21 protein-coding genes are annotated in these 18,739 nt (G+C 47.1%); 5 read left to right on the top strand and 16 right to left on the bottom strand.

Translation table 11 applies throughout. The features are described from left to right. The first annotated feature begins 33 nt into the window (after nucleotides 1-33). Together RT717_RS12980 and RT717_RS12975 are read left to right on the top strand one after the other, a co-directional pair. Complete coding sequence (locus RT717_RS12980; RefSeq protein WP_152000160.1) at nucleotides 34-372, top strand: PadR family transcriptional regulator; 339 nt, start codon at nucleotides 34-36, stop codon at nucleotides 370-372. After that, a complete protein-coding gene (locus tag RT717_RS12975) occupies nucleotides 369-3,062 on the top strand; it encodes an ABC transporter permease (RefSeq protein WP_317492167.1) in 2,694 nt (897 codons plus the stop codon). Before RT717_RS12980 ends, RT717_RS12975 begins: the two co-directional genes overlap by 4 nt. A gap of 182 nt (nucleotides 3,063-3,244) precedes the next feature. On the opposite strand, the gene RT717_RS12970 is transcribed toward RT717_RS12975, so the two are convergent. The 3 genes from RT717_RS12970 to RT717_RS12960 all read right to left on the bottom strand — a co-directional run bounded on the left by RT717_RS12970 (nucleotide 3,245) and on the right by RT717_RS12960 (nucleotide 5,866). Next, nucleotides 3,245-4,198, bottom strand: coding sequence for an aldo/keto reductase (locus RT717_RS12970; protein ID WP_317492166.1), 954 nt, complete (start codon nucleotides 4,196-4,198; stop codon nucleotides 3,245-3,247). Further along, nucleotides 4,195-5,130 (bottom strand): DUF6807 family protein, encoded by a 936-nt coding sequence (locus tag RT717_RS12965; RefSeq protein ID WP_317492165.1) that lies wholly within the window; start codon nucleotides 5,128-5,130, stop codon nucleotides 4,195-4,197. Before RT717_RS12965 ends, RT717_RS12970 begins: the two co-directional genes overlap by 4 nt. Nucleotides 5,131-5,386: 256 nt before the next feature. Then, nucleotides 5,387-5,866, bottom strand: coding sequence for a hypothetical protein (locus tag RT717_RS12960; RefSeq protein WP_317492164.1), 480 nt, complete (start codon nucleotides 5,864-5,866; stop codon nucleotides 5,387-5,389). 203 nt (nucleotides 5,867-6,069) lie between these two features. Between RT717_RS12960 and RT717_RS12955 the strand changes: the two genes are divergently transcribed. Together RT717_RS12955 and RT717_RS12950 are read left to right on the top strand one after the other, a co-directional pair. Further along, nucleotides 6,070-7,140, top strand: a complete 1,071-nt coding sequence (locus RT717_RS12955) for a Gfo/Idh/MocA family protein (RefSeq protein WP_317492163.1) — start codon at nucleotides 6,070-6,072, stop codon at nucleotides 7,138-7,140. A gap of 82 nt (nucleotides 7,141-7,222) precedes the next feature. Further along, the gene (locus RT717_RS12950) at nucleotides 7,223-7,963 is read left to right on the top strand and encodes a hypothetical protein (protein WP_317492162.1); all 741 of its coding nucleotides are present in this window, start codon (nucleotides 7,223-7,225) and stop codon (nucleotides 7,961-7,963) included. Nucleotides 7,964-7,970: 7 nt separating this feature from the next. Here the strand turns inward: RT717_RS12950 and RT717_RS12945 are convergent, their stop codons facing one another. From RT717_RS12945 to RT717_RS12910, 8 genes are all read right to left on the bottom strand, one after another. Continuing rightward, entirely contained in the window at nucleotides 7,971-8,672 is a 702-nt protein-coding gene (locus tag RT717_RS12945) for a carbohydrate-binding family 9-like protein (RefSeq protein WP_317492161.1), read from the bottom strand. 221 nt (nucleotides 8,673-8,893) lie between these two features. Next, nucleotides 8,894-9,544 carry a ClpP family protease gene (locus tag RT717_RS12940; RefSeq protein ID WP_317492160.1) on the bottom strand — a complete coding sequence of 217 codons (651 nt, stop codon included), beginning with the start codon at nucleotides 9,542-9,544 and terminating at the stop codon, nucleotides 8,894-8,896. A 1-nt stretch (nucleotide 9,545) separates the two neighbouring features. Continuing rightward, nucleotides 9,546-9,821 (bottom strand): hypothetical protein, encoded by a 276-nt coding sequence (locus tag RT717_RS12935; RefSeq protein WP_317492159.1) that lies wholly within the window; start codon nucleotides 9,819-9,821, stop codon nucleotides 9,546-9,548. Continuing rightward, the gene (locus tag RT717_RS12930) at nucleotides 9,802-10,371 is read right to left on the bottom strand and encodes an RNA polymerase sigma factor (protein ID WP_317492158.1); all 570 of its coding nucleotides are present in this window, start codon (nucleotides 10,369-10,371) and stop codon (nucleotides 9,802-9,804) included. The genes RT717_RS12935 and RT717_RS12930 overlap by 20 nt, the downstream gene beginning before the upstream one ends. A gap of 81 nt (nucleotides 10,372-10,452) precedes the next feature. After that, nucleotides 10,453-10,626, bottom strand: a complete 174-nt coding sequence (locus tag RT717_RS12925; protein WP_317492157.1) for a T9SS type A sorting domain-containing protein — start codon at nucleotides 10,624-10,626, stop codon at nucleotides 10,453-10,455. A 5-nt stretch (nucleotides 10,627-10,631) separates the two neighbouring features. Further along, nucleotides 10,632-12,182, bottom strand: a complete 1,551-nt coding sequence (locus RT717_RS12920) for a cellulase family glycosylhydrolase (RefSeq protein WP_317492156.1) — start codon at nucleotides 12,180-12,182, stop codon at nucleotides 10,632-10,634. Further along, a complete protein-coding gene (locus RT717_RS12915) occupies nucleotides 12,179-13,267 on the bottom strand; it encodes a bile acid:sodium symporter family protein (protein ID WP_317492155.1) in 1,089 nt (362 codons plus the stop codon). Before RT717_RS12915 ends, RT717_RS12920 begins: the two co-directional genes overlap by 4 nt. A gap of 113 nt (nucleotides 13,268-13,380) precedes the next feature. Further along, a complete protein-coding gene (locus RT717_RS12910) occupies nucleotides 13,381-14,142 on the bottom strand; it encodes a creatininase family protein (protein WP_317492154.1) in 762 nt (253 codons plus the stop codon). A 178-nt stretch (nucleotides 14,143-14,320) separates the two neighbouring features. Here RT717_RS12910 and RT717_RS12905 point away from each other — a divergent pair, with 178 nt between their 5' ends. After that, a complete protein-coding gene (locus tag RT717_RS12905; protein WP_317492153.1) occupies nucleotides 14,321-14,812 on the top strand; it encodes a DinB family protein in 492 nt (163 codons plus the stop codon). A gap of 54 nt (nucleotides 14,813-14,866) precedes the next feature. Here RT717_RS12905 and RT717_RS12900 read toward each other — a convergent pair whose 3' ends face one another. From RT717_RS12900 to lhgO, 5 genes are all read right to left on the bottom strand, one after another. Then, nucleotides 14,867-15,607 (bottom strand): copper homeostasis protein CutC, encoded by a 741-nt coding sequence (locus tag RT717_RS12900; protein WP_317492152.1) that lies wholly within the window; start codon nucleotides 15,605-15,607, stop codon nucleotides 14,867-14,869. Between the two features lie 31 nt (nucleotides 15,608-15,638). Continuing rightward, nucleotides 15,639-16,064: a DUF3368 domain-containing protein gene (locus tag RT717_RS12895; protein ID WP_317492151.1), complete on the bottom strand. Its 426-nt coding sequence runs from the start codon at nucleotides 16,062-16,064 to the stop codon at nucleotides 15,639-15,641. Continuing rightward, a complete protein-coding gene (locus RT717_RS12890; protein ID WP_317492150.1) occupies nucleotides 16,042-16,284 on the bottom strand; it encodes a UPF0175 family protein in 243 nt (80 codons plus the stop codon). The genes RT717_RS12895 and RT717_RS12890 overlap by 23 nt, the downstream gene beginning before the upstream one ends. Before the next feature lie 88 nt (nucleotides 16,285-16,372). Continuing rightward, on the bottom strand, nucleotides 16,373-17,467 hold the full coding sequence (locus RT717_RS12885; protein ID WP_317492149.1) for a ThiF family adenylyltransferase: 1,095 nt from the start codon (nucleotides 17,465-17,467) through the stop codon (nucleotides 16,373-16,375). Nucleotides 17,468-17,537: 70 nt separating this feature from the next. After that, nucleotides 17,538-18,734: an L-2-hydroxyglutarate oxidase gene (lhgO, locus tag RT717_RS12880; RefSeq protein WP_394854132.1), complete on the bottom strand. Its 1,197-nt coding sequence runs from the start codon at nucleotides 18,732-18,734 to the stop codon at nucleotides 17,538-17,540. Between the last annotated feature and the right edge of the window lie 5 nt (nucleotides 18,735-18,739).

Below are 18,739 nucleotides of genomic sequence, written 5' to 3'. Positions count from 1 at the left end.
ACTTTAATAATGAATTGCAATAAGATTATGGTAATGGGAAATGCGAGTTTAGGAGAGTTTGAAGAGGTGGTTTTGCTGACAGCGGCGGTGCTGTACCCGGAAGCCTATGGGATTGCGATCAAAAAGGAGATAGAGATTCGGTTGAAGCGGGGTGTGAGCGTGGGAGCGATGCGGGTTGCGCTCAGCCGGATGGAAAAGAAAGGTTTTTTGAAATCAGAGTTCGGAGAAGCTACCAGCGTAAGGGGAGGGAAGAGGAAGCGCTATTTCAAAGTTACTCCTGCCGGCAAGCGGGCGCTTGAACAAGTCATGGAAAGTCGCCAACTGCTGTGGGAATCAATACCCAAAATGGCTTTTGATTTTAAAATCACTTGAAATCCCAGAAGCCACATATTGCCATCAGGTTTCTCCGGCTGTTTTGCAATCCAGTGCTGCTGGAAGATGTGGAGGGAGATGTACACGAACTTTATGAAGAACATCTTGAGCTGGTTGGTGCGGGAAGGGCAGGGTTACTCGTATGGCTTGAGGTTCTCAAATTATTCCGGCCGGGTATCATAAGGCCGTTGGGTGGTGCTTACAGACTAAACAATTACGGTATGTTCAAAAATCATCTCACCTCTGCCTGGCGCAACCTTTTGAAGCGTAAGCGTTTCTCTGCGCTCAACATCATGGGCCTTTCCATTGGCATGGCTGCCTGCTTCATCATTTTTCAGTATGTGAAGTTTGAGCTGAGCTACGATCGGTTTATTCCAGATGTGGATAATGTCTACAGAGTGACATTGGGAATTGAGGGATCCAAGTCACTGGGGTCAGGTATTTATGCGGTCAACCATAAACCTGTGTGGTCTGCTATCAAATCTGATTTTCCCGAGATAGAACAAACCAGTAGAATATTGAAGATTACTTCATGGGGTTTGACTGATCAGCGTATTAGTTACATACCGAATGAAGGAGATAAGCGAGAAATTTCACTGGAGAACTCGTACGCCGGAGATCAGGGGTTCATTGATATCTTTGACCTGCAGTTTGTTGATGGCGATCCCCACTCGGCTTTAGCAGGCATTTTTAACATTGTGCTGTCCGAAACGGTGACTAATCGACTTTTCGGCGATGAATATGCCATTGGAAAAACCGTTAAGTTCTCTCATTACACTTTCAAGGTCGCAGGTATTTTTAAAGACCTGCCGGCAAATAGTCACCTGCAGATCGATTGTATTGGAAGTATCCATTCTACGGAAACCCCACAGTCTCTCAACGATTGGAGTGATGTCAATTACTATACGTATGTGAAAGTACGTCCGGGGACTGACGTCAGAATGCTTGAACGTAAATTGGATTCTTTTGTCGATAAATATCTGGGCGAAGCGATGCATGCCAACGGCATCACCGAACACATGAACCTTCAACCTGTGTCTGATATTCACCTTCACAGCCATTTACTGAGAGAAGCTGAGTCAAACGGGAGTTATCAAACCGTTCTTTTTTTGTCTGCAGTAGGGATTTTGATTCTCGTAATTGCATGGATCAATTTTATTAACCTATCAACGTCCAGGGCCTTCGAAAGGGCCAGTGAGGTGGGGATTCGGAAAGTGATTGGAGCGAGTCGGGGTACACTGATCATTCAGTTTTTTGTGGAATCTACACTGATCAACGCTGTGGCTCTTGGGCTTTCACTAATTTGGGTTCAACTATCAGCATCGGCATTCAATGAGTTAATAGGAAATCCTGTAGTAACTGGTTTATCTACCTACGAATTCTGGGTCGTAGAAAATAACCTATCAATTTTTGCTTGCATTTTGATCGTAGGCAGTTTTTTGGCGGGTCTTTACCCGGCACTTGTCTTGTCATCCTACCTGCCGATCAAAGTGCTAAAAGGTAAGTTTCAAGCTTCTGGTCAAAAATTCGGTCTCAGAAACACCCTGGTAATTTTTCAGTTTGGAATTTCCTATGCCCTTATTACAGGCACGATAGTGATGGTCAGTCAGCTTAGATATATGCAGCGACAGCAGCTGGGATTTAAGACGAATGAGATGCTGGTGGTAAAAGCGCCACTTGTCTATGACTCCCTTATGAGAGTACGTGTCGAAAGGTTTGAAAATATTCTTCTGACGCATCCGAATATAACCAACTTTGTGGCTTCATCGGATATCCCCGGGCATACCAGCGAAACAATTTCATCCATTAAGAGAAAGGAAGACACTGAAAGTGAGGCGATACTTTCACCCTACATATTTACCGACGATTCTTTTATACCAACATATCAGATTGAACTTTTGGAAGGGCGGAATTTCCACAAAGACGCTCCTGCCGACAAACAAAAGGTTTTGATCAATGAAATGGCGGCGCATATGTTGGGTTACGCATCAAACGCTGAAGCCATAGGAAGTAAGATTCAAATGAAGTTAGAGGGACATGCAGACTATGAAATCTTAGGCGTTTTTAGAAATGTTAACCTTCAATCATTGTCTCAGCAAGTACAACCGCTGGTTCTCTGCCCCTTCAATGAATCAGGCTGGTGGCAGTTCAAACCAGACTATTTCACCATCAGTCTGAACGGCGACGATGTCTATCAGGCTGCATTCAGCGTCCGGGAAAATTTCATGGAAATATTTCCGGATGAACTGTACATGGAATATTTTCTGGATGATCATTTCAATGCGCAGTATGAGCGGGATAAACAGGTGGGGAAGGTGTTTGGTATTTTCTCTGGCCTGGCCATCCTGGTGGCATGCATGGGGCTGCTAGGGTTGGTGTATTATGTGGCTTCCACTCGCACAAAAGAGATATGCATCCGCAAAGTGCTGGGCGCTTCATTCGGCCAAATTTTGTCTTTGCTGGGCAGGCAGTTTATCACCCTGGTGGTGGTGTCATTTTTAGTAGCCATCCCTGTTAGCTGGCTATTAGCTGACAACTGGCTCGATAACTATGCTTTCCGCATGCAGCTCCATCCCTGGGTATTCATTGTTGCTGGTGCTGCCGTGTTGGCGATTGCGCTGCTGACTGTGTTCTGGCAAAGCTGGAAAACGGCCCATGCCAACCCGGTGGATAGTTTGAGGAATGAATAAACCAAGTCTGGTCAAGCTAGCGAGCTGAGGATCACTCTACTAGTTTCTTTGCCGTGGTCGGAACACTATTTGGCAAAGTAGAGTAGATAGGTAGCACTATGTTTATTTGATGATTACAAAAAAAATAAGAGGCCGTGCTAATTCCTGTAAATCGTTTGGGGACACAGCCTCTCAATCATTTTTTATTTACCCCACAAATACTCCAGCGTATACGGTGACCCAGGGCTTGCCCAGGTTTCTCCGTTGATATATCGGAAATTCAGGTCTAAGTCTGCGATCCTTTTCAGGTCGTCCGTAGAAAGCTCAATAGCGGCAGACTCCAGGTTTTCCTTCAAACGCTTCGGGTTCACTGACTTTGGAATGGCCGAAGTTCCTCTTGTCACCGCCCAGCTAAGAAGTACTTGTGCTGGCGAGCAGTTTTTTGTAGCTGCTATCTGCTTGATCACTTCATTCTCCAAAAGGGTAGGATCGCTTTCTTTAATCAATCTGGCTGGCCGGTCGGAGGAGCCAAGAGGAGAGTAGCCTGTGACAACGATCTCATTTTTTTTGCAGTAGTCCACCAGCTCATTTTGTTGCAGGTAGGGGTGTAACTCCAGCTGGTTGGCTTCAGGAATGATGGTGGCTCCCTCGCTTATGACCTTCAGGTTTTTGATATTGAAATTGGAAACGCCAATGTGTTTTGTCAGGCCTTGTTTGGCCACAGCCTCCATGCCTGACCAGGTAACTGTCAGCGGAAGTTGATCGATAGGAATAAAGTCGGCTGGTGAAGCAGGGAAACCGATGCCTTCTTGCAGAGCCACCGGCCAGTGAATGAGATAAAGATCAAGGTAGTCGAGTTGTAGGTTTTTGAGAGTGACTTTCAGCGCTGGTTCTACCTGATCTTTCCGGTGGCTGTTGTTCCACAGCTTGGAGGTAACCCACAGCTCTTCTCGTTTTATCTCACCAGCTTTGAAAGCGTCGGCGAAGGCTGTTCCAATTTCATCTTCATTGCCGTAAATATGGGCACAGTCAAAATGCCTGTAGCCAATTTTAATAGCTTCTCTTACTGCCTTGTAAACATCGCCTGGAGCTGCTTTCCACGTACCCAGCCCAATGGCTGGCATTTGATCTCCATTCCTGAAATTTAAGTGCTTCATTTCTTATCGATAAAGGTTTTGAATTTGCTTTCTATTTCCTGCAGAGGCCAATCGGCTTTATGTATGACCAGCTTATAGCTCATCGTCAAAGTTTTTCCACTAGCAATTTTAAAAGGCTCCCTACCCGGAAAAGCTGCGTTTTGCATGCTTTTCTTATTTCTCAATATCCAGCCATGCCACGACGCCATCTGTGTCGTATCCGCCATCATGGTGAATCCCGACTTTGTTTCTCCAAAGGTAGCAATCATATCGACCCAACCACCCACCTGCATAGCCGGATCAGTGGGGGTCAAAACTCCCTTTTCAGAACGAAATTTTATATCATCGGGTAGGATGGTTCTGGCAGAAAAGCCGCTGTAGCCTTTGTGGTCTTCCGACCCGCCGATCCACACGTCGTGCCCGTTGGCAGTAAGGCTGATATCAAAATCTATTTCCCTGTAGTCTGCCGTGGTCTTGTAAGTGGTGATGACTGTGTTTTCCTTGACGAAGGTAATGCTGTCGCCGTTCCATATCGTGTTCCAGTCAACCGACAGCTCTAGTCGGGCAGCCTTGCTGCTTACTTTGGTAGCCGTGCTGGTCACATTCCATTCAATGCCTTTGCATTCCCAGCCGTCGCCGATGCGTTCACCGTCGACAATCAGTTGATGCCAGGCCCAGAAGACTCCTCTTTGGTGCAGGTGGTCGGCCGGGAAGTCTTCCGTCAGTACCTCATCGTTTAAACCATAAAGAGGATGCAGGTAGTTCGCCCTGGGGTATTTTCCGTCGAGGGATTTTGTTTGCTGCTGGTAGAAATAGATGGGGTGAGTGCCTTCAGTGAGGCTGATACCTTCCGTAGTTTTGGTGAATTTAAAGGGTTGGGCAAATAAGTTGTTCCAATGAACTAGGGTGGAAAATATCAGAAGTAAAAGTGTCGTTGTTTGTTTCTTTATCATTGTGTCAATCGTCAGTCATTTTTTGTTTATGGTTCTTTTCCTCAAGCCGTAAGGGCTCCTACTTTTCCCATCCCTACCCGGTTGGGATGAAAAGTAGGCAAAAATCATAGGAAAATTAAACGCACAAGCCAGGCCGCTCATCTGCCGATTCCATCTGGGCCAATTTTCCCCCACCCGCCTGCGGGGCAACCCCCCCCATTCTGGTTTCAGCTGTAGCAACAAACTGTGTATTTGAACGAGGTCGAAGGTATCAAATCTAGTGATTCCTTAATTCTTCAATTTGCTGCTGGTAGTCGAACTGCAGGTCTTCGTGCAGGGTGCTGAGCACTTTTTCGATCTTTTTGAGCTGGCCGATATAGAGGTTGTCAAGAGTGGTGCTGCGCTGAAAGGGGAGACCGGTCGCTTTCATTTGCTGACAGAAATAAATCCTGATCTCTACCTCTGTCTCTTTGATGCCTGAATACCTGATGTTTTTGTTGGCGAATCGGAGGGCTTTCCTGATGGTTTTTTTGGCCCAGTAGAGGTTGCTATCGTTCAAAGTGGAAAGGCTTTCATCGATCCCCTCTTTTACTTCTTCAATGAAAATGGCTTCATCGTGTGCTTTGAAAAGGAGATAGGAGAGCAGCTCTTTGTTTTCCACTTTGTATTTGCCCAGGCGAAGGATTACCTGCCGGAGTTGTTCAGGATCAAGGACTTGAAGTTCCTTTTTTATGTGAGAGATGGAATAAGCAGACATTAGAAAGGCAATATTAGATAATTCGAGGTCAATTTATTGTTAAGGAAGCAGATTGACCAGTTATCCTTTGCTTCTTTAGGCAAATCATCTCTTACTTTGAAAAGAGGGCAAAAAAGTTTCTATTTAATGCAGGTTTTGAACCCTCCAAGGGCTTCGAGCCCCTGGAGGGTTAATTGAAGTAGCAAAATTACAACACCAAAGACATGAGCGATAAATTGAGAGTATTAGTAGCCGGATGCGGCAATATGGGTGCATCACATGCAAGAGCCTACCACAAGTTGGACGATTTTGAAATTGTGGGGCTTGTAAGCCGCACGGCAGAAAGCCGGGAGAAACTGAATAAGGAGTTGGGTGGAGATTATCCTTGTTATGCCGATTTTGACGAGGCACTGGCACTTGCCAAACCAGATGTTGTTTCGGTAAATACTTACGCCGAAACTCACGTGGACTATACACTGAAGAGCCTGAAAGCTGGCGCTCATGTGTTTGTGGAGAAGCCATTGGCCATTACCGTAGAGGAAGCGCAGCGTGTGGTGGACATGGCGAAGTCGGTGAATAAGAAAGTGGTAGTGGGCTACATTTTAAGGGTGCATCCAGCCTGGGCTAAGTTTGTTGAAATAGCGCAGGGGCTCGGTAAGCCGCTTGTGATGCGCATGAACCTGAACCAGCAAAGCAACGGCAAGCACTGGCAAACCCACAAAAACCTGATGAATACGATGTCACCCATCGTGGATTGCGGTGTGCATTACGTAGACGTGATGTGCATGATGACCCGGGCCAAGCCGATTCGTGTAAGTGCTATTGGCGCCAGGCTGACGGATGAGATCAAACCTACCATGTACAATTACGGTCAGCTTCAGGTGACTTTCGACGATGGTTCAGTAGGCTGGTACGAAGCAGGCTGGGGGCCGATGATGAGCGAGGTGGCTTACTTTGTCAAAGATGTGATTGGGCCGAAAGGTTGCGTCAACATAGTGGATGCTCCCAAAGGAGATGGCTCTCAAGACATTGATGGCCATAGCAAAACGGGGAGTCTGAAAGTGCACTACGCAGCTACCAACGACAAAGGTGAATATGTAAAACCCGACCAAATTGTGGACACCTCCAGCGAACCTGACCATGACGGACTTTGCGAACTGGAGCAATTGTATCTGCTAAAGGCCATCAAAGAAGACCTTGATCTGACCGACCACTTGAATGATGCGGTTAATAGTTTACGCATTGTGCTGGCGGCTGACGAGAGCTTTAAGACGGGGAAGACGGTGGAGTTGTAGAGGACAGGTATCGAATTGTCAGTATTTCTACATACCCTTCCGAACATATCGAAGAGGTGAATCAATTAATTGTTATAGCAATATGCCAAGTATCGTTTGGAACAGAGAGCCCCAAGAGGCAATGGATAATCCTTATGAGTACGGAGCTCAAGAGCAGTTTCAAAAAGAGGCGGAAAGGCTAACCAAAGAGCTTTTGGTGGTGCTCGGAGAAAGGAATGGTGAATTTAGCCTTGAAGAAACGACCTCCCGAAAAGCGGTATGGATGCTATTTGTTGATGCGCTTGTTACATGCATTGATATTGTCGAATGTCTTAGCGTCAAACGACATCGACTAGTAGGTAAGCTTTTAAGAGATCTAGACGAATCAATTGACCTGGCCTTTCTATTCAATACAAATTCAAGCGCTGGGGATAAATTACTAACTAAGTGGTATAATGATGAAATTATCCCCCATCGTGAATATCGTAAGTTTATTAAAAGTGAAATCGATGACGACCTGTCAAAGGTTCTAAGCGAACTCTATTCCATGATGTCTAAACATGCTCACGGCACCTACAAGGTATTATTGTACAGTTACATACTGAGAGGAAAGAAAATGTTGGTGCATGATAGTAAATATGAAAGTGGGATACTTGTTCATCCGAAAACAATAGCGATGTATTACACTTTGGTGGCACACTACCTAAAAAAGTTAGTGAACGGATTGAGAACGTCTGGATTGATAGAGGAAAATATAATTAATTCTATTTGGAAATCATCACTGGATGAGGCTACTGTCCCTCGCAGGTTTGAAATCAAGAAGAAAAAAGGTCTCGACAATTAATTCTTAGTCACTCAAACACAAAAGTCCCGTACATCTCATAGTCGTGGAAATTGGTGCGGATGGGTTGCCAGGCCCAGCGGGTTTGTTTGCCGCCGTCGTAATCGAGGCGGTACATATTGGCCCGCCATTTCGTGCCACTGGTGGGGGGGACATTCTGTAGCGGGTTCAACAACACATAAGGAATGAAAAACTGGGCTGTCCACGCTTTGATGTCGGCATTGCTTCGTTTCGGGCCGCCTTCTACACTCGTTACATGTTTTGTTCGCCTTTCGTTGAAGTAGTGCCAGGGCCTCCAGCCCAGGAATTTGCCACCGTAATTGGGCACGAGGATGGGTAGCTCATAATTGAGAGGGGAAAGCTCGTATTCGAAATAGATTGGGGTGCTTTCATCAGTCCATAGAAATACCTCCACCACATCTTCTTTGAACAGGTCGTCGAAATCCTGGGTCATGGTGGCGGTGAGCTTGTTGTCTTCGCAGTGGAAGAGAAAGTAAATGCCGGTTTCAGAATACAAGATCTTCGCTTTGGTGGCATAGGTCACACCGTTATCGCTTCTCTGAGGTACTTCTACCCAGCTGGCAGCTTCCCAGGTTTTGTCGGGAGTTTCTTTTACGTCGAAGTCGGCCACTTTTTTGATGGTCAGGCTTCCGGGGGCTTGGGCGTTGGCAGCAAAGGGCATAAGTAGAAGTAGGGTGTAGAGTAGTTTCATGAGTTAAGCGGGTTGGTCGAGTAAGATAGGGAGAGAACGGGAGGTGTGCAAGCGAGTAATCTCGCTCAAGCCGCTGGGCTCTTACTTTTTCAAACGACAAAAAGTAAGCAAAAGTCTTGAAAAATTAAACGCACAGGCCTTTACCCGCATCTGCCCGCCAATTTTTCGGCCACCCGCCATGGTGGTAAATCGTAGTTCTGAAGTTTCTGCACTTGGGCGATTTATTTGGGAGAGGCCAAACGCACTTTAAAACCCTCTTTTTCCAGCACAACGATGTCGTCGGTGCTGCCGAGTACCTCGTCGATGATGCCAAAGGCTTTGGCTTCGAGGACGTTCAGGTATTTGTCACGCAGAAAAAACGCCTCAATTTCTTCCCAGCTGTGCCCTGTATGCTTGCCCATCAGGTGGAAAAGCTGAGTTTGTAGCCTTTCCTGCTCCCGGGTGGCAATTCGTACATCTTCGGTGTAGCCCTGAGCACCGCCGCCGGTCGGGTGCATGTGGATGGTGGAGTGGGGTAGAGCATAGCGCTTACCTTTTGCACCTGCACAAAGCAGCGCTGTGCCCATGCTGGCTGTTACGCCTACTGCTACCGTAGATACCGGTGCCTGAATCATCTGCATTGTATCGTAAATGGCCAGGCCGGCGTACACGACACCACCAGGGCTATTAATGTACAAATTGATGGGCGACTTTTGGTCGATGCTGTTGAGGTAGAGCAGCTGGGCCACCACCAGGTTGGCCGACACATCATCGACTTTAGTGCCAAGAAAAACGATACGCTCTTTGAGCAGCAGACTAAATATGTCGTAAGCTCGCTCCCCACGGCTATTGCTGTCAATCACCATGGGAACAAGGTTGGCTTGGATGTTCATGTTATTTATCCTGGTTGAAAATTTGATCGATCTCCGTTCTGAAAGCTCTTTTGTCGGCAGCCGTAAAAAGCTTGTGATCTATTGCAGTAAGTTCCTTTCTAAGTTGGTTTCGTCCATGAAGAAGAACTGTTTCTGAAATGATCTTTTGGAGCTTTACGCTAGCGCTAAGCGATGGCTCCAGCAGCATCCTTACCTCGAAGAGGAGGGTGGCAGCGATACCGAGCTTCCCTTGCAGGTAGCTTTCAATTTGCGCTATTTCAGTCAGTGAAGTCCTCATAGTGCAGTGCTTTTGATTTTACTTCGTTTCTCACTTTTTCTAAGCACTTGTACTTCTGCACTGTGGCGGAACGCTCACTTCCAAAACCGAAACTGGAGGCTATTAGTGGGATGCTCAGGCGATCATAATAGAAGCTTTTCAGCAGATCCAGGCATTTTTGACCAGCAAGTTCCAGCAGGGCGAGCAGTTTGTTAGCTGAAGGATGCGCTTCGTTGAGGTCGGGCACGTTGAGGCACTTTTCCCACTCTTCCAGGTGGACTTCGATGCTTCGGGCTTTTGCTCTTCGAATCCACAAGTGTTTACATATTCCAAGTAAATATGCTTTTTGGGAAATTTCTACATGTACTTTTTTCGCAGTGAGGCTCTCATAGAAGAGAACCAGGGCGTCCTGAAAAACATCACGGGCATCCTCCAGATTGCCACCCATACGGTGAACGAACCTGGCTGCTGCGGGGAAAGCGTCTTCGTAGAGCGCCTCAAAAAAGGCGAGTCTGTCGTCAGCCGTCATCGCCATGAAGGGCTTTCTTTCAAGGGTCTCGGTTACTTCCATGCAATAGCTTTTATTATAAGTGCAGAAAAGAGGGAGAATATCACCTTCAAAAGGCGAAATTCTTAAATAATTTTCTGAGAGCTACTCTTTTATTACCCGAAAAGTCTCGCTGATCGCTCCCTTCGTAAGCCTAACCAAATAGAACCCTGCCGGAAGCTGCCCCATATCGATTGATCTGCTGGCTGGTTCAAAGGGGAGTACACCAACAAAACGGCCCTGCATATCGAATGCCCGGGCACTGTGGTAATTTTCCAATCCACTCACAAACAATTGGGACGAAGTAGGGTTGGGGAATACCGTAATATTTCCCCCGACTCATCGTCCAGTGCAGTAACTGAGTTGAGAACCTCTTCAACCAAAATATCGGAGATGCTCAAATCCACTACCGATTTACCAAGATCAAACACCAATCTCGCCTGATCGTCGGTGGGTTCGTTCATCGTAAAGGTGAAAATAAACCTCGTTTCTGTTGCCGGTATGGTCATACCATTGTATCCGCTGTATGCCGTCCATGGGTCGCCGTTTTTGCCGGCATAGAAGGTAGCCGCCCGGGCTTCATCTGCTTTGGCGCTGAAGCCTATTTGGTAAGTCTTTCCTTTCGTGAACGAAAGACCGGTTTTGGTGAGTTGAATATGCCAGCCTTCGGTGCCACCGCCTGATATCGCCACTGTGAGTTTATTGCCAGCATTGTCTAATAGCGAGGCGGCACCTCCCTGATTCACCACAAGCCAACCATCCCGACCAGAGCTAAAATCACTTTGGTACACCACTTTGGTATTGACTTGGGTGGGCTCCGGCATGGGGTTGTGCAGCAGGGCATCTACCAGAGGTTCAAGAAACGATTTGTTGGCAGGATCGTAAATGCCGAATCCTGCGCTAAATTCCCAATAGGCCCAGCTCATCTTTTGCGACTCAAACCAGCGAGCGAGGTAGGTAGTCCAGCGAATCCTTGAGTCGATATCGGCTGTGCTATAGGCACCAAACTCACCAACATTGAACGGCAGGTTGTGTTCCTCGGCGAAAGCCTGGGCCACCTTGAATTCGTTGACGATTGTCAGTCGTTCGGCTTCCGTATCATTCCACTCAGTACCAAGCCATGCCTGGGTTTCCGGGCCCACCCAATCAGCTCCCTGGTGGGTAAAGTGAAAGGGGTTGTAATAGTGGATGCTAAGAATGAGGTGGTCATCAGCAGGAATCTCCAATTGAGGAACAGCAGTAAGTCCACCATACTCTGCCACTCCCAATATCACACTTCTTGTAGGATTCGTTTTTCGGATTTCTGTCAGCGCTTTGGCGAAAAGATCGTTCCACAATGCCGGTGTTATTTCTCCGTGTGGCTCGTTCAGTACCTCAAAGAGCAAACTGTCAGGGTAGTCCTTGAAATAGTCAGCGATTTGATTCCACTGTGAAAGAAACCTTGGTTCTTCACGGGCCACGTTCTCAAAAAGCGAATCGTGGTGGTGCATATTCACGATGATATGCAGCTTGTATTTCAGTGCGGTGTCGACAACGGCCTGAATTCTCCGCAAGAAGTCTGCATTGATTGTATAGGGCGGGTCGACCATGCTCCGCTCCGGCGTTTCCCAACGGACAGGGAGCCTCACATGTTGAAAGCCAAGGTCAGCTATTATTTTGAAGTACTCCGGCTGCCAGGGGTTGCTCCAGGCATCTTCGGTAGGTGCCTCAAAGGAATTGCCCATGTTGATGCCACGCCCCAGCCTGTCGTTGACATCAAAGGAAGAGGCCGTTTGGGCGAAAACACCTTGTGTGAAAAGTAGCCAAACGGCTGCCGGAAGCAGAAGCCTTTTCATTTTGGGTCTTTTTCACCCGTTGGTTTATCTCTCCACCAATTTGCCAGGATAGATCCCGTAATGTTCATCAATGAACCAAAGACAGAGGGGCCGAGGCCCATAGTAGCCACTTTTCCCATCCCCTGCGCTATTCCCGAAGCGAGTCCGCCATTTTGCATACCTACCTCAAAGGCAATTGTTCTACAGTCTCTTTCTGGTAATTTGATGGCTTTACAAAGCTTATAACCTAGAAAGTAACCAGCCGTGTTGTGCAGCAGGGCTGCGAAAACGAGGACAACGCCATAAGTGAGGAGAGCATCTCTGCCAGAGGCGGTAATGATACTGATGATGATGGCAATGCCCGCCATTGACAAAAGGGGCATCGCTTTGTCGACCCAGGGGGCCTTTCCGTGAAAGAGTTTGTTGAAGATCAGGCCACCAATGATCGGGATGATCACAATTTTGACAATGCTCCACATCATCCCCCAAAATTCGATGGGAACATATTGTCCGGCTAGTAACTTCATCCATAAGGGTGTCATTAGCGGGGCCAGCATAGTGGCTACGGCTGTCATTGTTACCGAAAGGGCCACATTAGCTTTGGCCAGGTAGGCCATCACGTTGCTGGCCAACCCGCTTGGAGCCGAGCCAATCAGTATAATACCGGCGGCTATTTCAGAAGGGAAGTTAAAAAGCTTGGCTATTCCAAATCCGAGCAGCGGCATAATGGTAAACTGGCACAGCAAACCAACGCCTACTCCTTTGGGCATTTTGACCACTCCTTCAAAATCTTTGATGCTCATGGACGTGCCCATGCCGAACATGATGATTTGAAGCAGCGGAACTATCAAAGTGCCCAGCTTGAAGTCGCCGATTTGCTGAAACGGTGCGGGGTAGTACATAGCGGCAGCAACCGATGAAAAAATGACTACAGAGTAACTATAGCCTTTTGCTTTTTCACTTCCTCGAAATGCAAACGCCAGTAAGAGAAGGCCTGCAATCAACAAGGGCCCACTGATTGGGGAGTTAAGTCCAATGCCGGCAATGGCAGCGGCGACTAATAATGCTAAAGCAATAAATAGGGTGTAGGTATATGTCTTTTTCATAATGTAGCAATGGAATGAATTGATTCAATCCATTTCTAAGATGCTGCGGATTTATCAAAAAGCCAAAGAAATGCTTACGGCCCGCTTAATTACTTTTTAAGCGGGTGAAAAATCTATTCATAAAAGTCCTCTTTATCAATTTGCGAAAGCTCCAACATCAACTTGCCAAGTTTTTGTGTAACGTCTGTGAAGAACCTGGCTCCTTTTTCCGCCGTAGATTTTTTCGGATTACCAATACCTGTATCTGCCGATACTTTTGACCACTCCCTTTCTTTCCAGGCCCAGCCTTCTTTGAAACCCTGAATACGTGGCTTTTTGTCTTTCCCGTCTCCGGCCTGGTCGAGCGGCAGCACCAGCTCGGGTCTCAGGTGCATAATGAGGCAGGTTTCCATTTCGTCGGCATGATCTCCAGGCTCTTCAAAGTACTGTTTCTTGTCCATTGACTGGAACCAATTACAGGTGCTGAGCAACATTTTTGGGTACCTAACCCCCAACTCTCGCAGCATGGTTTTGAAGTCGTTGCCGCCATGGCTGTTGACAATCAGTAGCTTGAAAATGCCCTGCCGGTTGAGCACCTCAACGATATCGTTGAGAATAGCCAGCTGCGTGCTGGGGTAGAGGTTAATGTCTAGCTTGATGTCAGTTTGGCCGGTGTTTACGCCAAAGGGGATAGTGGGTAGCACTGTCAATTTTGCGCCAGCTTCCCAGGCGATACGACCTGCCTCAGCGGCTATGCTGTCAGCTTCGTATACGTCGGTGCCATAAGGCATGTGGTAGTTGTGGGCCTCTGTGGCGCCCCAGGGTAAAATGGCCAAATCGATTTGGCGATCCTTGATGTCTTTCCAGTTGCACTCGGCGAGTAGGTATTGTTTCATAGGGTTGAAGCTAGAATTTTTGAGAGTATTATCAAACTACAAAGTTGAACAGACATTTGGCTGGTTTACTAATTGAAGAAAAAAGTTTTTATGTAAAAAAATCCACTGACAGACAGCTGTCAGTGGCCGGTGCTAGCTTGGCTTCATCAAAGAAATTTTAAACCTAAAATCACACATCATGAATCAGCTAAACACTCAGATTGAAGCCGGAGTAATTTCACCAGAGCAGTTGCTCAAACACTGGCAGGGACATAGAAGCCTGACCCGCCGGGTGATAGAAGCTTTCCCTGAAAAGGAGTTTTTTGAGCATTCCATTGGCGGCATGCGACCATTTTCGAAACTCGTTAGTGAGATGCTTGCCATAGCGGTGCCAGGCCTGAAGGAAATTGTTACCGGCAAAACATCGCCCTTCAATGAAGATCTGGATTTTGATGGGAAAAAAGAAAATGTACTGAAGGCATGGGACGACTCTACAGAGCAAATTAACTCCTACTGGAAGCAGCTTTCAGCAGAAAGATTCCAGGAGCAAATCAAGCTTTTTGGGCAGTATGAGGGAACGGTGGTGTCCAACCTTTTCTATTTCATCGACAACGAGATTCACCACAGGGGACAAGGCTATGTGTACCTTCGGTCGCTGGGCATTCAGCCGCCGTTCTTTTGGGAGAGGTAAAACGATAGTGCGGCTGTCTCAACAAACCGATCAAGGCTTTTGAGACAGCCTTTTTTATTTTTTGACACCTTCTGCTAGAAAGCGAATTTTTTTTACTCTTTCCTCACTTACCACCAGCTTCTGGTACTCTCTTGGGTCGTCTCCCATAGACACGGCGGGGTTTCTGTATGCCATGGGGCTGTCGACAAAGCTCCTCCCTGAAATATGGATTTCTTTCGCTCCAGTGGTTTTCACCAGATCGGCCACATTTTCTTCGCTTACGCCAGCGCCTGGCATGATGATGATGCGGTCGCCGGCTTTTTTTACCAGCTCCGCTAGCAATAGCCTGCCGTCGTAAACATTGGCCTGCTGTCCGGAGGTCAGGATGCGGTCAAAGCCGGCTTCAACGCACGCTTCGAGGGCTTCGTGGGGATCATTGGTCATGTCAAATGCCCTATGGCATGTCACTTTCAGCGGCCTGGCGAGCTGCACAAGCTCCCTGTTTCTTTCCGTATCTATTTCCCCATTGGCTTTCAGGATGCCAAAGACCACACCGTCTGCACCTAGTTTTTTCGCCGATTCAATGTCTTTTTTCATTACCTCGAACTCCTCATCGGAATAGAGGAAGTCGCCACCTCTTGGCCTGATCATGACGAACACTGGTATTCGTGCCTTTTCTTTAGCAGCCAGGATCATTCCAGCGGAGGGTGTGGTGCCTCCATCGCCAGGGCTATCACATAACTCTATGCGACTGGCACCACCTTCAATGGCGTTGAGCACTGAAGTGATGTTGTAGCAGACTACTTCTATGGACATATTGAAAATGGTATTTAGGTTAGCAGTGATTTTAATAGGGCATCAGATACTCTGAAATCAGTTTTTTTTTAATTTTTTTGATGACTTCAGTCATGTTTGAAATAAGCCCTTTTTTTTCGGCCAGTTTCAGCATACCAACTGACCCTGTAAATTTGATGCCTATTTCTTTCGCTACTTGTCTGCCTTTGAGTTCGTCAACAATAAGCAGAGAAGAGGGGCTTTCCATGACAAGTGCAATGGCTGATGCTTCTCCTGCGTCAAGGAATGCTTTAAATATCTTTAGCGAATCTTCTTTTGGGTTGATTATTTGTACCCATGTAGGCAAAGGGTAGCCATATTCGTCGGCTATAGCTGGAGTGATGGTGATTGTTCCAAACAACTCATAGAGAAGGCCTAGTTGTTCAATTTTTGTAAGCAGGATAAGACAACTTGTATCAACTACTGTGGCCTTCTGCATTTTTCATGTCATCTTCAAGTTCTTCTGATGGGTAATTGAAAAATGAGACCCCATACTCTCCAAGTAGTTCCATGAAGGTTTCTTTAGAATAGCCCACAATATCGGCGGCTTGACCGAGAGTCAACTTTCCTTTTTCATACAGCCGTGCCGCAATATACATTCTGGCATCCTTGTCATCGACGTCAACGGTATCAGGAAGTTCTATTGTCAGAGTTTTCATTATAAACGAAGTATGCTACTTGGGTTACCTTAGGCAAGATAACAAGTATTATGACCAATTCATCAATTTCGTTAAAAGCAAAGCGCTCTTAGTACGTAGGCAATGTCGGATCAATCTCTTCGGCCCAGGCATGTATACCTCCGATAAGGTTATAGAGGTTGTCGAACCCATACCGTGATTGCAGCGCTTGAATAACCGAGGCACTGCGCCCTCCATGGTGGCAATGAACTACCACCTGGCGGTCCCGGTCAATCAAGTCGATGTACTCCTGCAGTTGACTCATGGGCATCAGTTCTCCTCCCATATTCACCGTCTCATATTCGTGGGCCTCTCTGACGTCGATCAACTGAAAGCTGACGCCGTTTTTCTTCCACGAGTCGAGCTCCTGAACGGTTATTTCTTTCATATTTTCCTGGTAGTTCTTAATGCCGCAAAAGGCCTCGTAGTCGATAAGCTTGGTCACTTTGGCTCTGGTACCCTTTGGCTTTATCATCATCCGCTGGCGGGTGTTGTCCCACGCACCAAGCATTACTAAGGCACTGTCCAGCACTTCGCCAGACTGGGTAATGATTTTAAGCGCTTCTATGGCCTGCATGGTTCCGATAAGCCCTGGAAGCACACCTAATACGCCCTCTTGTTCGCAAGTGGGCACTGAACCGGCCGCCGGGGGAGTAGGGTAGAGGTCTCTGTAGTTAGCACTTTCCTTTGTGAGGTTAAACACGGCCACCTGACCTTCAAACCGATGAATGGCGCCGTAGATATATGGCTTGTCTGCCAAAAGGCATACATCGTTCATGAGGTAGCGGGTGGGGAAGTTGTCGGTGCAGTCGATCACAATATCAAACCCAGCGACAATATCCAGCGCATTGGCAGAGGTGATTTTCTCGGGGTAAGCTACCAGCTCTATGGTGGAGTTGAGTGCCATTATGTGGCTTTTGGCAGCTCCAGCCTTATTTTTGCCTATGTCACTTTCTCTGAAGAGTACCTGTCGTTGCAGGTTGCTGATGGAAACGACGTCGTTGTCAACAATGCCAATCCGCCCTACGCCGGCTGCAGCAAGATATTGCAAGACGGGACAGCCTAATCCGCCCGCACCAATCACCAGTACCCTGGCTTCCGCAATCTTTTGCTGACCAGCTGGGCCTATTTCTTTAAGCGACAAATGACGAGCGTATCTGGACATGGAAGAAATTTATCAGTTAATAGTGAAAGTAAAAAGGTTTATCCTCACCCTCGCACTTCTCACGCTGCACTCAAAACCTCTTGAGTACGATATTCGATACGGTTTCTCCTATCGAAAGGCTGGAGGTGGCTGCCGGGCTCGGCGCATTGCAAACATTCACAGCTATGTCATTTTCCAAAATCAGGAAGTCGTCGAGCAGGCCACCGTTTCGGTCGCAAGCCTGGGCACGCACACCTGCTCCGCCCGGTTCAAGATCCGACTCTTTCAAATCAGGAAGGAGCTTTTGCAGGGCAGTGGTGAAAGCTGTTTTACTGAACGACCTGTACATTTCGCCAAAGCCTGTTTTCCAGTATTTCCAGGCCACTTTCTGAAATCCTGGCCAGGCCAGTGTTTCTGCCAGCTCAAAAAGGTTGATTTTTGACTTGCTGTATCCTTCTCTTCTGAAGGCCAGCACCGCATTGGGGCCAGCTTCCACTTCGCCGCCCACCATTCGTGTGAAGTGTACGCCAAGGAATGGGAAATTAGGATCCGGTACCGGGTAGATCAGGTTCTTGACCAGGTACTTTCTTTCTTCTTTTATCTTGTAGTACTCACCTCTAAATGGCACAATCTTGATATTGACTTCCTGTCCGGTCATCCGGGCGATTTTGTCGGAATAGAGACCGGCGCAGTTCACCACCAGTTTCGTTTGGTAGGTGTCCTTATTAGTGACCACCGTGCAACCTCCGGCTTCCTTTCTGATTTCCCTAACTGCTTCACTTATATGAATCTGACCATCATCTTTTCTTATCACTTCAGCCAGTTTGGCCGATACTTCTTTGTAGCTGATAATGCCGGTATAAGGCACCCAAATCCCCTCAATGCCATTTACGTATGGCTCCTTTTCTTTTAATTGCTCCGCAGTAAGCCGTTCATTTTTCACCAGACCATTTTGGATACCTCTTTCAAAAAGATTATTCAGGAGCGGTAACTCTTCTTTCGACGTGGCTACCACAATTTTCCCGCAGAGGTCATACTCAATTCCTTGTTCGTTACAAAATTCAAGCAGCATGTTATAGCCATTGATGCAATTCGTCGCTTTCAGACTCCCTGGCTTATAATATAAGCCGGAATGGATAACCCCACTATTGTTGCCCGTTTGGTGAGCTGCCAGTCTGGGCTCTTTTTCGATGAGCAAAACCTTAAGTCCGGGTCGTTTCTTTTTTAGTTGGTAAGCGGTGGCCAATCCCACAATCCCTCCACCAATGATCGTAATATCGTATTGCATGCTTT

Source organism: Imperialibacter roseus, from assembly GCF_032999765.1.
In the GTDB taxonomy this organism is placed as follows: domain Bacteria; phylum Bacteroidota; class Bacteroidia; order Cytophagales; family Cyclobacteriaceae; genus Imperialibacter; species Imperialibacter roseus.
Note: the sequence above shows the minus strand (reverse complement) of the source record. Positions and strands in the feature narration are given on the sequence as shown.